10 protein-coding genes and 1 pseudogene are annotated in these 13,113 nt (G+C 67.2%); 10 read left to right on the forward strand and 1 reads right to left on the reverse strand.

Going from position 1 to position 13,113, the window contains the following annotated elements; genetic code table 11:
• Window positions 1-107: 107 nt before the first annotated feature.
• The 7 genes from pan1 to GRX66_RS03245 all read left to right on the forward strand — a co-directional run bounded on the left by pan1 (window position 108) and on the right by GRX66_RS03245 (window position 9,085).
• Complete coding sequence (gene pan1, locus GRX66_RS03215; RefSeq protein ID WP_159525238.1) at window positions 108-1,322, forward strand: proteasome-activating nucleotidase Pan1; 1,215 nt, start codon at window positions 108-110, stop codon at window positions 1,320-1,322.
• A 296-nt stretch (window positions 1,323-1,618) separates the two neighbouring features.
• Window positions 1,619-3,019 (forward strand): aspartate aminotransferase family protein, encoded by a 1,401-nt coding sequence (locus GRX66_RS03220; protein WP_159525239.1) that lies wholly within the window; start codon window positions 1,619-1,621, stop codon window positions 3,017-3,019.
• A 7-nt stretch (window positions 3,020-3,026) separates the two neighbouring features.
• On the forward strand, window positions 3,027-4,040 hold the full coding sequence (locus GRX66_RS03225) for an NrpR regulatory domain-containing protein (RefSeq protein ID WP_159525240.1): 1,014 nt from the start codon (window positions 3,027-3,029) through the stop codon (window positions 4,038-4,040).
• 173 nt (window positions 4,041-4,213) lie between these two features.
• Complete coding sequence (locus GRX66_RS03230) at window positions 4,214-5,323, forward strand: ABC transporter substrate-binding protein (protein WP_159525241.1); 1,110 nt, start codon at window positions 4,214-4,216, stop codon at window positions 5,321-5,323.
• Between the two features lie 3 nt (window positions 5,324-5,326).
• A complete protein-coding gene (locus GRX66_RS03235) occupies window positions 5,327-6,403 on the forward strand; it encodes an ABC transporter ATP-binding protein (RefSeq protein WP_159525242.1) in 1,077 nt (358 codons plus the stop codon).
• Between the two features lies 1 nt (window position 6,404).
• Entirely contained in the window at window positions 6,405-8,261 is a 1,857-nt protein-coding gene (locus GRX66_RS03240) for an ABC transporter permease subunit (protein ID WP_159525243.1), read from the forward strand.
• A complete protein-coding gene (locus GRX66_RS03245) occupies window positions 8,258-9,085 on the forward strand; it encodes a nitrilase family protein (RefSeq protein ID WP_201292899.1) in 828 nt (275 codons plus the stop codon). The genes GRX66_RS03240 and GRX66_RS03245 overlap by 4 nt, the downstream gene beginning before the upstream one ends.
• 29 nt (window positions 9,086-9,114) lie before the next feature.
• Here GRX66_RS03245 and GRX66_RS03250 read toward each other — a convergent pair whose 3' ends face one another.
• Entirely contained in the window at window positions 9,115-10,215 is a 1,101-nt protein-coding gene (locus tag GRX66_RS03250; RefSeq protein WP_159525244.1) for an NrpR regulatory domain-containing protein, read from the reverse strand.
• Between the two features lie 250 nt (window positions 10,216-10,465).
• Here GRX66_RS03250 and speB point away from each other — a divergent pair, with 250 nt between their 5' ends.
• From speB to GRX66_RS03265, 3 genes and pseudogenes are all read left to right on the forward strand, one after another.
• Entirely contained in the window at window positions 10,466-11,473 is a 1,008-nt protein-coding gene (gene speB / locus GRX66_RS03255) for an agmatinase (protein WP_159525245.1), read from the forward strand.
• 159 nt (window positions 11,474-11,632) lie between these two features.
• Complete coding sequence (locus GRX66_RS03260; protein ID WP_159525249.1) at window positions 11,633-12,724, forward strand: pyridoxal phosphate-dependent aminotransferase; 1,092 nt, start codon at window positions 11,633-11,635, stop codon at window positions 12,722-12,724.
• 24 nt (window positions 12,725-12,748) lie between these two features.
• A pseudogene (locus GRX66_RS03265) lies at window positions 12,749-13,113 on the forward strand (class II histone deacetylase); the annotation flags it as partial.

A 13,113-nucleotide genomic window follows, 5' to 3' on the forward strand; every position in this document is an offset into this window, starting at 1 on the left:
GCTTAAAGATAATGCTTTCGCTATTGAAAATGCGTATTGGTTATTATTCCGCCGGGTATGTTGGGTCACCCGAAGCCTCTTATGAACCAGCGCCTTACTCTCGTGTGATGACCGAGACCGCAGAGGACGCGGAGCTGCCCTACGAAGACGGCGCTTCTCTCCAGGAGAAAATCGAAGCGCTCGAAGAGCAGCTCTCGGCCCTCGAGGACGAGAACGAGGAGATGCGGGACCGTCTCCTCGACGCGAACGCCGAGAACAACAAGTACCAACAGAAACTCGAACGCCTCTCCCACGAGAACAAGAAGCTCAAGCAGTCGCCGCTGTTCGTCGCCACCGTCCAGGAACTCAACGACGACGGCGCCATCATCAAACAGCACGGCAACAACCAGGAGGCGCTCACCGAGGTCACCGACGAACTCCGCGAGGACCTCGAACCCGGCGCCCGGGTCGCCGTGAACAACTCGCTGTCCATCGTCGAACGACTCGACGACGAGGCGGACGTCCGCGCCCGCGTCATGGAAGTCGACGAGTCGCCGGAGGTCGGCTACGACGACATCGGCGGCCTCAACGACCAGCTCCGCGAGGTCCGGGAGACCGTCGAACTCCCGATGAAGAACCCCGAACTGTTCGACACCGTCGGCATCGACCCGCCGAGCGGCGTGCTCCTGCACGGGCCGCCCGGTACCGGGAAGACGCTGATGGCGAAGGCCGTCGCGAACCAGACGGACGCGACGTTCATCAAGATGGCCGGCAGCGAACTCGTCCACAAGTTCATCGGTGAAGGCGCGAAGCTCGTTCGCGACCTCTTCCAGGTCGCCCGCGACCACGAGCCGGCCGTCGTCTTCATCGACGAGATCGACGCCATCGCGTCGAAGCGCACGGACTCCAAGACGAGCGGCGACGCGGAAGTCCAGCGCACGATGATGCAGTTGCTCTCCGAGATGGACGGCTTCGACGAGCGCGGGGACATCCGTATCATCGCCGCGACCAACCGCTTCGACATGCTCGACCGCGCCATCCTCCGGCCCGGCCGCTTCGACCGCCTCATCGAGGTGCCGAACCCCGACGACGTCGGTCGCGAGAAGATCTTCCGCATCCACACGCGGCGCATGAACCTCGCCGACGACGTGGACTTCGCGAAGCTCGCCACGGACACCGACGGCCGCTCCGGCGCAGACGTCGCCGCGATCTGCACGGAGGCCGGGATGTTCGCCATCCGGGACGACCGCGAGCAGATCACGATGGCGGACTTCGAGGCCGCACGCGAGAAACTCGAACAGGACACCGACGCCGCCGCGGAACCGACGCGGACGTTCGCGTAACGCGGCCCGATCGGTCTCGGAGCCGGTTCTCGGTCTCGGCTTTTAGTTTCTCGAGCGGCCGCGCTGGGACTCCTCCACCTACAGCTCCGAGCCCGTCGCGTCGAAGCTGTTCGCGGACAGGGGGTGTGACGTCACTTCCCCCTCGGCACCGGCACCGCACCGTGTCGCGGAAACATACTTCCGCTATTTTGCGGCGGAGAATATCACAAATCCCGTTCAACGCCCTTTGAGGGACAATTCGGGGATAGATTTATCATATCCGCGCCTAGAATACGGAAGTAGAGTTCCGGTTACAGATGGCTCCACCAACCACCGACGACCTGTCGACGGACGAACTACTGGCTCGCGAGTACGACCGCTACACCGACCGCACGCCGAACTCCGCGGACGTGGCCGAGACACTCCGGGAGATCGTCCCGGCAGGCGTCTGTAGCACGTTCCGCGCGTACGACCCCCATCCCGTTCACGCGGAGCGCGCAGAGGGCGCGTCGATGTTCGACGTGGACGGCAACGAGTACCTCGACTTCGCGCTGAACAACGGCACGCAGCTCGTCGGCCACGCACACCCGACGCTCACCGACGAAGTGAGCGACCAGCTCGAGGACGGCACGCTGTACACGCGGCCGTCGGAGCTCATCGGGTACGCCGCGCAGCCCCTCGTCGACCGCTGGGACGCCATCGAACAGGTCCGGTTCACGAACAGCGGGACCGAGGCCGTGATGCACGCGACGCGGCTCGCTCGCGCGTACACCGGCCGCGAGAAACTCATCCGCATGGAGGGTGCGTACCACGGCGCCCACGACCCGGCGCTCGTGAGCAAGATGCCGCCGGTCGAGCAGGCCGGGCCGGCCAGCGACCCGCGCCCGGTCAAGGAGTCGCAGGGCATTCCCGACGCGGTGCCGGAGGACGTACTGCTCGCGCAATACAACGACCCGAACAGCGTCGAGCGCCTGCTCCGCGACCACGGCAGCGAGGTTGCGGCGATTCTCGTCGAACCCGCGTGCCTCAACCTCGGCCTGGTCGAGCCCGAGGACGGGTTCCTGGAGTCGGTGCGCTCGCTGGCCGACGAGTACAACGTCGTCCTCATCTTCGACGAGGTGAAGACGGGCGTCAAGCTCGCACCCGGTGGCGGCGCCGAATACTACAGCGTTCAACCGGACCTCGTCGCGCTCGCGAAAGCAATCGGCGGCGGCTACCCGGTCGGCGCGTTCGGCGGCCGCCGCGACATCATGGAACTCGTCGCGGCCGACCTCCAGGAGGGCGTCGCGACGGGCGCGGCCCACTACGGCACGTACAACGGGAATCCGCTGGCGCTGCGCGCGGTGGGCGTGACGCTGCGGGAGATTCTCACCGCGGACGCCTACGACCACGTCACCGGGCTCGCGGAGATGCTCGCGGACGGCTACCGCGAAATCGCGGCTGACGCCGGCCTCGACGCGCAGGTCAAACACGTGGGGTCCCAGGGGATGGTCCACTTCACGGACGAACCGATACGCACGTTCCGCGACTGGGAGCACATCGACGAACAGTTCCACGAGGCGTACTGGATCAGCATGCTGAACCGCGGCGTCATCCCGCACCCGCACGACGCCTCACAGCAGTGGACAGTCAGCGTCCAGCACACCGCCGAGGACGTGGAGGCTCACCTCGAGGCGTTCGCTGCCATCGCGGATGACCTCGCGGCGGCCCAGGAGTGACGCGTCGATGGCATCCGACCCCGACCAGCGGACGTACGACATCCTCCGATTGCTGGCGGCGCACGAACCCGTGGGCAGCGTCCACCTGACGGAGCACCTCCGGGAACGCGGCTACTCGCTGACCGAGCGGACGGTCCGACTGACGCTCTCGGACCTCGACGACGAGGGCCTCACCGAGAAGGCCGGCGGGAAGGGCCGGCGGTTGACGGCGGCCGGTCGCGCGGAACTCGAACGCGGCGGCGTCAGCGGCCGCGTCCAGCACGTCCGCGAGCGGCTCGCGGACCTCACGAGCCGCGTGACCTACGACCCGGATAGCGACGACGGCGACCTGGTAGTCGGAACGGTGCGCGTCCCGGAGACAGAGCGGTCGACGCTCGAGGAACTGCTCGCGGGACTCGACGACTCACCGCTCGGACCGGTCACCGCCTCCGTCGAGCCGGTGACGGTCGACGGAATCGACTCCCTGGAGGTGGCGGCACCGTCGAGTGTCACGGTCGACGGCGTGCTGTTGTCCAGCGGCATCGACAGCCACCCCGACACGCTCGGCCTCGTGGAGTACGACCCCGACCCCGACCCGGGGTCGCTCCCCTACGAGGACGACGACCCCGGTGCGGATGGCGGCGCGATTCGGCGGTTCACCGACGTCATCGGCGACGAACGCGCGACCCTGGACCTCGTGTCACTGCTCATCGACGCCGGCCGAACCGACGTTTCCAGCGCACTGGACGGCGACACCGGGTTGCTCGTCGCCGACAACCGCGAGGTGCCGCTGGCGAAGTACGACACTGCCCGCGAGCGGGCAACGAGAACGCGAGAGCGACTCGGCGGCGTCCTCGACTTGCGGCGGCCCCGGGAGTCCGGACCGTTCCCCTGGGGCGAACCGGGATGGACGTTCGCGTCGCTGACGTACGCGGGGACCGCGGAGTGCGTCATCTCGCTGTGCGTGGAAGCCGGAATCGCTGCCGACTGGGAGACGCTCGCCGGGACGCGTCCCCGGTCTGACCTCTCTAGCACCCGCTAGCAGCGGCAGTACGAGCGAACGAATCGGGGCCTGTTCTGAGCCGTCCGCTCTCGGCTGAATAGTTTCCACGCCGAAAGGGGCGGATCGAACAGCCGTGGGCCCCAGTAGTGGCGGCGTCGCGTACGAAGGCTTATGTATCCCTACCTGTGATTGACTGGCACGGTGGCAAACACATGCCAGGTAACAATTCACACTCTCGGCGGGAGTTCATCCGGACGACTGCAGCTGGCGCGGGAGCGGTCACGCTCTCCGGGCTCGCAGGCTGTACAGGCATCCTCGGCGGCGGCGGTGACAGCGGACCGCTGTCCGTAGCCGTCTACGGGGGCGTGTTCAAGGAGGTCATGGACGAACACCTCTTCGACCCCTTCCGCGAGGAGGTCGACTTCGAGGTCGAGTCCAAGGCCGCGCCGACCTCCGAGGAAGCGCTCACGCAGTACGACAACGCCGTCTCGGCGGGCGAAGCGCCCGTCGACGTCGCCATCATGGCGAACACCGGCGTCCTCAAGGGCCTGAACAAGGACCTGTGGCACTTCTGGAGCGACGACGACTTCGACAACCTCCAGTACATCACTGACAACCTCATCAACGAGACCGACGACGGCGTCGCCGCGATCGGCGCGCTGTCGTGGTACATCAACCTCGTCCAGAACACGGAGCAGTTCGACGAGACCATCGACTCGTGGACCGCGCTCTGGGACGACGAGTACAAGGGCGACCTCGCGCTCCTCAGCTACGCGTCGAACTCCTTCCTCCTCGAAGTCACGGCCGAAGTCCACTTCGACGGCAAGGAGATGCTGAACAGCAGGGACGGCATCGAGCAGTGCCTCGAGAAGCTCCAGGGCGTGAAGTCCCAGGCGGGCATGTGGTACGAGAACGAGGCGGAGTTCCAGTCCCGCCTCCGCAACGGCGAAGTCCCGGCGGGGATGCTGTACAACGACGTCACCCTGGTCATGCAGGACAAGGGCGCGCCGGTGCAGACGAACTTCGTCGAGGAGGGGTCGATCCTCGACTCCGGGCTGTGGGTCACGCTCAAGTCCTCGAACCTCAAGGAGGAGGCCCGCCAGTTCATCGACTACGCCAGCCAGCCGGACGTTCAGGACACGGTCGCGCAGAACCTCTACACGAGTCCGACGATTAAGCGCGAGCACTCTAGCATCGACGACGAGACCTACGAGAAGATCGCCGGCCCGGGTCCGTCCGAGGCCATCACCCCGAAGTACGAACTGTACGTCGAGGAAGCTGACTGGGTCAACGAGAAGTGGAACGAGTTCATCACCAACTGACGCATGAGTGGAATCTCTCTCCAGGATATCTCTAAGCGGTACTCTGGCTCGGTGCTCGCGGTCGACGACATCGACCTCGAGATCGAGAGCGGTGAGTTCGTCACGCTCGTCGGGCCCTCCGGCTGCGGGAAGACCACGACCCTGCGGACCATCGCGGGCTTCGAGAAGCCGACCGCCGGAACGGTCCACATCGGTGGCAAGGACGTCACCGACGCGCCGCCGTACGAACGCAACACCGGGATGGTGTTCCAGGACTTCGCGCTGTTCCCGCATCTGACCGTCCACGAGAACGTCGCCTACGGCATGGAAGCGGACGGTGGCTACACGGACGAGGAGATCGACGCACGCGTCGCGGAGATGCTGGAACTGGTCGAACTCCCCGGCACGGGCGACCGGAAGCCCGACCAGCTGTCGGGGGGCCAGCAGCAGCGCATCGCGCTCGCCCGCGCGCTCGCCCCGAAGCCCGACGCGTTGCTGCTGGACGAACCGCTCGCGAGCCTCGACAAGAAGCTCCGCGAGCAGATGCAGGTCGAGTTGCGCCGCATCCAGCAGGAAGTCGGCATCACCACCGTCTTCGTCACGCACAACCAGGAGGAAGCGCTCACGATGTCCGACCGCCTCGCCGTGATGAACGAGGGCAAGTTCGAGCAGGTCGGCCCGCCGGGCGACGTCTACAACGAACCCGAGACGCGGTTCGTCGCCGACTTCATCGGCACGGCGAACATCTTCGACGGTGACGTGACACAGACCGAGGACGGCTACGTGAGCGTCGACTGCGGCGACGTCGAGGTCGAGTCGACTGCGACCAGGGAAACCGCCGTCGGCGACGACGTCTCCGTCGTCGCGCGACCCGAGCGGTTCAACTTCCAGTCGTCTACCGACGACGACCGGGACGAGAACGTATTCACGGGCGAAGTCACGTTCCGGCGCCACCTCGGGAGCAGCGTCGAGTACCGCATCGAGACGGCCGAGGGCCGCGAAGTCGTCGTCGTGCGGCCGAGCGGGCTGGACGAACACGAACCGGGCGAGCAAGTGACGGTTTCCGTCGACGCCGACAACTGTCGGGTCGTCTCCACGTAACATGGCGACCGAAACATCTACCAGCGACGGTGGCGAGTCGGGCCGCGCGGGCCTCAAGCAGAACGCCAAGTACTACATCCTCTCCTACCCGCTCGCGTGGCTGGTGTTCGTGTTCCTCGCTCCGCTGGGGATGCTGTTCATGTTCAGCTTCTGGGTGCACGTCCCCGGAACGGGGTACACGGCCGGGTTCACGCTGGACAACTACGCGCGGTTCTTCACCAGCTCGCTGTACGTCCAACAGCTCTGGGTCACGGTGGAACTGGCGCTCGTGACGGCCGTCGTGTCCCTGTTGCTGGGCTATCCACTGGCGTATTACCTCGCGCGCATCGACCGGCCGTGGCTGCGAAACGTGCTCCTGATAACGATCATCTCCTCGCTGTGGATCACGTACGTCATCCGGGCGTACGCGTGGCAGGTCATTCTCGCGTCCCGCGGCATCCTGAGTTCGCTCGGCGTCGCGACCGGGATTCTCGGGAGCCACCAGTCGTTCTACCCCGGATACTGGGGGCTCGTCGTCGGGATGGTGTACGTCTTCCTGCCGTTCATGGTGCTGTCGCTGTACAGCAGCATCCGGAACCTCGACGGGGAACTGCTGGAGGCGTCGAAGAACCTCGGCGCCGGCCCCGTGCGGACGTTCCGCCGCGTGACGCTGCCGTTGACGAAGAACGGCATCGCGAGCGGGACGGCGCTGGTGTTCATCCTCGCGCTCGGCGCGTACGTGCTGCCGCGCCTGCTGGGCACGCCCAACCAGCGCACCCTACCGGTGCTCATCGAGCAACAGATCATGAGCGAGAGCAACTACCCGTTCGGGGCGGCGATGAGCGTCCTGCTCATCGTCGTGATGCTCGTGTTCCTCTGGGCGCTCATTCGCATCACGAACGTCTCCGCAGCGAACATCGGCGGCGCGGAGGGCGTCACCGGTGAGGACGAGACGTCGACGACCAGCGGCCCGGGCGCGCTTTCGGGCCTCTGGAGCCGACTGGGCGGCGTCGTCGCGGCGACCGGTCTCAGCCGGGTCTACGGGAGCGTCGCGTCGGCCGTCTCTGACCGGGTCGAGGCCGTCGACTCGGACACCCGCGAGTCGGTCATCGGTACGTCCTTCCGCGTGTACGTCGCCGCCGTGATGCTGTTCATCGCTGCGCCGCTGGGCATCATCGTCGCGGTGTCCTTCACGCCCGAGGAGTTCCTGACGTTCCCGCCGGGTGGCTTCTCCACGCGGTGGTACGTCGAGTTCTTCACCGACCCGGCGTGGGTCCGATCGCTGGTCAACAGCCTCACCATCGCGGCGGCGGCGGCGCTGCTGTCGACGTCCATCGGCGGCATCCTCGCGTTCACGCTCGACCGCTTCGACTACAAGTTCGGGTCGCTCATCGGGACGTTCGGCGTCCTGCCGATTCTCGTGCCGCCGGTCATCATCGCCGTCGCCTTCCTCGTCTTCTTCCTCCAGATCGGCCTGACGGGGACGCGGACGGGTATCATCGTCGCGCACGGCATCTTCTACGCGCCCCTGCCGTTCATCCTCATCACGCAGGGACTCAGCGAACTGAACCGCACCTACGAGGAAGCCGCGATGAACCTCGGTGCGTCGCCGGTCCGCACGATCCGCACCATCACGTACCCGCTGCTGCGTGCGAACGTCGTCTCGGGTGCGCTGTTCGCGTTCATCCTCTCACTGAACGAGTACATCATCGCGTGGCTGCTGTCGCTGTTCCTGGTGAAGACCATCCCGATCCAGATCTTCAACCAGCTGCGGTACTCCTATCCGCCGACCATCGCGGCGGCGAGCACCGTGTTCATCCTGCTCACCGTCGTCGTCATGACCGCGATCAATCGGCTGTCCGGGGGGATCTGGGAGTGACACCCGGCCCCGCGGACGCCCGGGTCACCGTCGTCCAGACGGAGCCGGAGTTCGGCGCCGTCGACGCGAACCGACAGGCGACCGTCGACGCGGTCCGCGAGCACGCGGACGCCGACCTCGTCGTGCTGCCTGAACTGGCGACTAGCGGCTACGTCTTCGAGTCGCACGGGGAGGTCGACGCGGCCGCCGAACCGGCCGACGGCCCGACCGCCGAGGCCTGGTCCGCGGTCGCCTCGGAGACGGACACCTGGGTCGTCGGCGGGTTCCCGGAAGCCGACGGCGACGACCGGTACAACAGTTCGCTCGTCGTCTCGCCCGGTGGCGTCGAGGGCGTCTACCGCAAGGTCCACCTGTGGAACGAGGAGAAGCGGTGGTTCGAGGCCGGTGAGGACCTTCCCGTCTTCGACACGCCGTTCGGCCGCCTCGGCGTCCAGATCTGCAACGACGTCTGGTTCCCCGAACTGACGACGAAACAGGCGCAGTCAGGTGTCGACCTCGTCGCGGTACCGACCAACTGGGTGCCGGAGCCAGCGGACCGTCCCGCGGGGTGGACGATGGGCGTCCACCACGCCGTCGCAAACGCGAACGCCAACCGGGTGTTTTTCGCGTGCGCGGACCGCGCCGGCACCGAACGCGGCGTCACCTTCGAGGGGCAGAGCGTCGTCGTCGACCCCGACGGCGTCCCGCTCGCGGGACCGCTGCCCGACAGCGGAAGTCACAGCGCCACCGCGGACTGCGACCTCGCGCGAGCCAGGGACAAAGCCCTCACGCCGCGCGACGACGTGCTCGCGGACAGGCGGCCCGACGTCTACGACGACCAGTAGTCGCTGCGTCGCGGTCGCTCCGCCGAGAATCAGTCGTCGAGTGCGGCCGGACGCGGCGCCGCAATCGGTCCGAGGCGGTTCCGTTCTATCGTGCCGTACAGCGTCTCCCAGTCCTCGGTCAGTCCGTACTCGTACAGCGCCGCGAGCGCGAGTTCGCCGGTGCCGCAGTACGTCAGCGTGCCGAACGCCCACGCGAGGGTCCCGTTCGAGACTGTTTCGTCCTCTCGTGGCCGCCGGAAATCGAAGACGCCGCCGAGGGCGTCCCGGGTGGCGATGGTGAGGTCCCGGGCTTCCTCGAAGCGGTTGATCGGGAACTCGCGGTCGTCACCGATGAGCAGGCCGGAGTCGCCGTCCTCGAGCAGCGGCCTGACGTTGCTGCGGCCGGCCTCGACGAGCAGCGAGATGACGTCGATGGACGACCCCTCGCCGTTGATGACGTCGACGTACCGGACGATGCGGCCGCCACGTGATTCGCTGCCCGGGACGGCGACGTACTCCGTGCTCCCGTCGACGGGATCGTCGGCGACCGCCTCGTCGACGCATTCGTCGTCGCTCTCGGCTGAACTCGCGGTCGGCTCGTATTCGAGGACGCCCGCGGTCAACAGGTTCGCGTTCACGCCGTGTGAGAGCAGGACGCCGTCCAGCGTGATGCTGGACGGGGCCAGCAGCCGGTAGTCGCCGGGCTCGGTGTCGGAACTCTCCTCGAGGGAGACCGGGACCGGGCCGAGGGGCAACGCGTCCAGTCGCTCGACGAGGGAGACGGCTGCCTCCACGTCGTCTTCGTCGATGAACGCGCCCGACGCGACGAGGACGCCGGCGTCCTCGACGGGGTCGTAGCTGACGCGGCTGGTCAGCGTGGCGATTTCCGCGCGGACCTGCTCCAGGCGGCCGCGGACGTCGCCCTGCTCGAGCTCCTCGCGGCCCGCTCTGGTGAGTCGACGGCCCTTCCCGGGAACTTTCTCGGTGAGACCAACGTCGTCGAGTTCCGAGAGTTTCAGGCGGATGGTCCGGTCTTTGATGTCGTATCCCCGCAGCTGCATCAGTTCGACGAGCTGGATGCTACCGATCGGCCCGTGTCGTTCGACGAGCCGGAGGATGTCGTAGGTCCGCCGGTCCAGCTCATTGCCCATGCTGGTCCACCGTATGGCTACTACCTACACCAAGGTTTGGTTTCGCGGAGCGCGTTGGCCGTCACCAGCCGCTGAAAATTATTTATAGCGCGTCCTGCAACAGTACCCATGGCAATGGTTTGCCGGCTTGGGAAATAATGGCACGCAACGTCTTCCTCTCGATCGACCCGGTATCGACGAACTGGGGCACGGCCGCCCTCGCTCCCGTGAACGCCGAGCCCTCGACGCTCGAACGCGAGGCGGTGTCGCGATGAGCGACCACGAGCACAGGGCCGCTGCGTTCCGCGAATCAGTCTCCGGCGCCGACGTCGAACTCGCGTACGCGGGCCTGGACACCTTCCTGAAGAGCGAACCGCGCGGCGTCGGCGACGTCGGCGACGTCGACGCCGCCGTCTTCGGCGTCCCCTACGACAACGCCGTCTCGAACCGGCCGGGCGCGCGCTACGGCCCGGGCGCCATCCGTGAGGCCAGCGAGTGGTGGGCGTACATCTCCACGTACAAGGGGCAACTGACGAACATGTGGAACGGCGAGCAGGTCGACTTCGACGACATCTCGGTCGCCGACGTCGGCGACGTGCCGCTGTTCCCGATGGACGTCGAGACGACCGCCGAGAGCATCACCGCGCACGCGGCGACAATCGCCGAGCAGACGTTCCCCGTGATGCTCGGCGGCGACCACTACTGCACGTTCCCGGCGTTCCGCGGCTTCGCGGAGGGAACTGACCACGACAGCGTCGGCTTCGTCCAGATCGACGCCCACACGGACACCGTCTCCGAGAGCCCCGTGTTCGGCGCCGACTTCCACGGGTCGAGCACGGCGCGCATCGCGGACCTCCCGAAGGCCGACTACGACTCCGTGAGCCAGGTCGGCATCCGCGGCTACGAGTCCGCCGAGTACTTCGAGTTCGCCGAGGACTCCGGCATCGACCTCTACACGATGCGGGACGTCGAGGACCGGGGCATCGTCTCCGTCGTCCGCGACGCCGTCGAGTCCGCCGCCGAGGACACGGACGCCGTGTACGTCACCTTCGACATCGACGGCGTGGACCCGTCGGTCGCCCCGGGCACCGGGACGCCCGTCCCGGGTGGCCTGACCGCCCGCCAGGCGCTGTTGACGATGTCCGTGCTCGGCAGCCACGACGCCGTCGGCGCCGTCGACATGATGGAGGTCGCGCCCCGCTACGACAGCACCGAAGGGACGGAGCGACTCGCCGCTTACCTGCTCGTGAAACTGCTCGAACGGAAATTCATGGTGTGACTCGATGGGGGAACACCTACTTGCCGACGCGGCGGGAGCGACCCAGCAGCGGCCCGACGACCGAACACCGGGGGTGCGAGCGTGAACGATCCGCGACGCCCGGACCGGGAGGTCGGCGCGGCCCGACTGGGCGCCGTCTCCGAATCGGTCATCCGCGAGATGACGCGTGAAGCCCACCGCCACGACGCCATCAACCTCTCCCAGGGCATCCCGGACGTCGACGAGGCGCCCCAGGCAATCAAGGACGCGGCGAAGTCCGCCATCGACGCGGAGAGCCAGTACACCATCACGTGGGGGCTGCCGGACCTCCGCGACGCCGTGGCCGACCGGTACAGCGACTGGAAGGGCGTCGACTACGACCCCGAGACGGAAGTGACCGTGACGACCGGGACCAGCGAGGCGCTCGTGTCGACGCTGCTCGCGCTCGCGGAACCCGGCGACGAGGTCGTGTTCTTCGAACCCGTCTACGAGAGCTACATCCCGGCGACCCGGTTCGCGGGCGCCGAACCCGTCCCAATCGACATCACCGACAGCCTCGAACTCGACGTCGACGCCCTCGAGGCCGCCGCGGAGACCGCCAGCATCCTCGTGTTGAACACCCCGATGAACCCCACTGGGAAGGTGTTCACGCGCGAGGAACTCCAGCAGATCGAGGAGATCGTCTTCGAGCACGACCTGCTCGTGGTGACCGACGAGATCTACGAGCACATCGTCTACGACGACGACTACGTGAGTCCCGTGTCCGTCGGCGACCTGGCTGACCGGACCGTCGTCTGCACCGGGATGTCGAAGACGTTCAGCGTCACGGGCTGGCGGGTCGGGTTCTGCCTCGCGCCCGAGTACCTCTCCCGGGAACTCCGGAAGGTCCACGACTACACGACCATCTGCGCGCCGACGCCGTTCCAGCGCGCCGGCGTCGAGGCGCTGTCGCTGCCCGAATCCTACTACCAGGAGCTCTCGGACTCCTACGAGCGCCGCCGCGACGTGCTCTGCGAGGGGCTGGCCGACGCGGGCCTCGACCCCGTCGTTCCGGACGGCGCGTACTACGTGATGGCGCGGTATCCGACCGACGAGACGGACGTCGAGTTCAGCTACCGGCTCGTCCGCGAGGCCGGCGTCGCCGTCGTCCCCGGCGGGAGTTTCTACACCGACCCCGACCCCGAGGCCGACTGGGTGCGGTTCACGTTCTCGCGGGACGAATCGACCATCAGGGAGGCCGTCGACCGCCTAACGGAGCACCGATGGTGGTGACCGACCGCGAAACACGAGAGACCGATGACTGACCTCCGAGTCTACTACGACGACGCCGCGCTCGCGCACGTGCCGCCGTCCGGGGAGTTCGACCTGCCGTGGTCCGGACGACTCGCGGTCCAGCAACAGCACCCGGACCGACGCGAGCGCGTCGAGAACGTCGTCGCGATGCTCCGCAGCGAGCTCGACGACGTGACGACGTGGGCGTCCGTGGACCCAGCGAGCAGAACGGACCTCGAGCGCGTTCACGCCTCCGACTACGTCGACGAGATTCGAGAATGGGCCGCCGACGGCGGCGGCCGCCGGAGCCCGGAAACGGGCGGAAACGCGGAGACGTACCGCGCCGCCGTGACCGCGGCCGGTGGCGCCATCGCCGCCGCACGGCACGC

The sequence above is a fragment of the Halobacterium bonnevillei genome (assembly GCF_009831555.1).
GTDB classification, from domain to species: Archaea; Halobacteriota; Halobacteria; order Halobacteriales; family Halobacteriaceae; genus Halobacterium; species Halobacterium bonnevillei.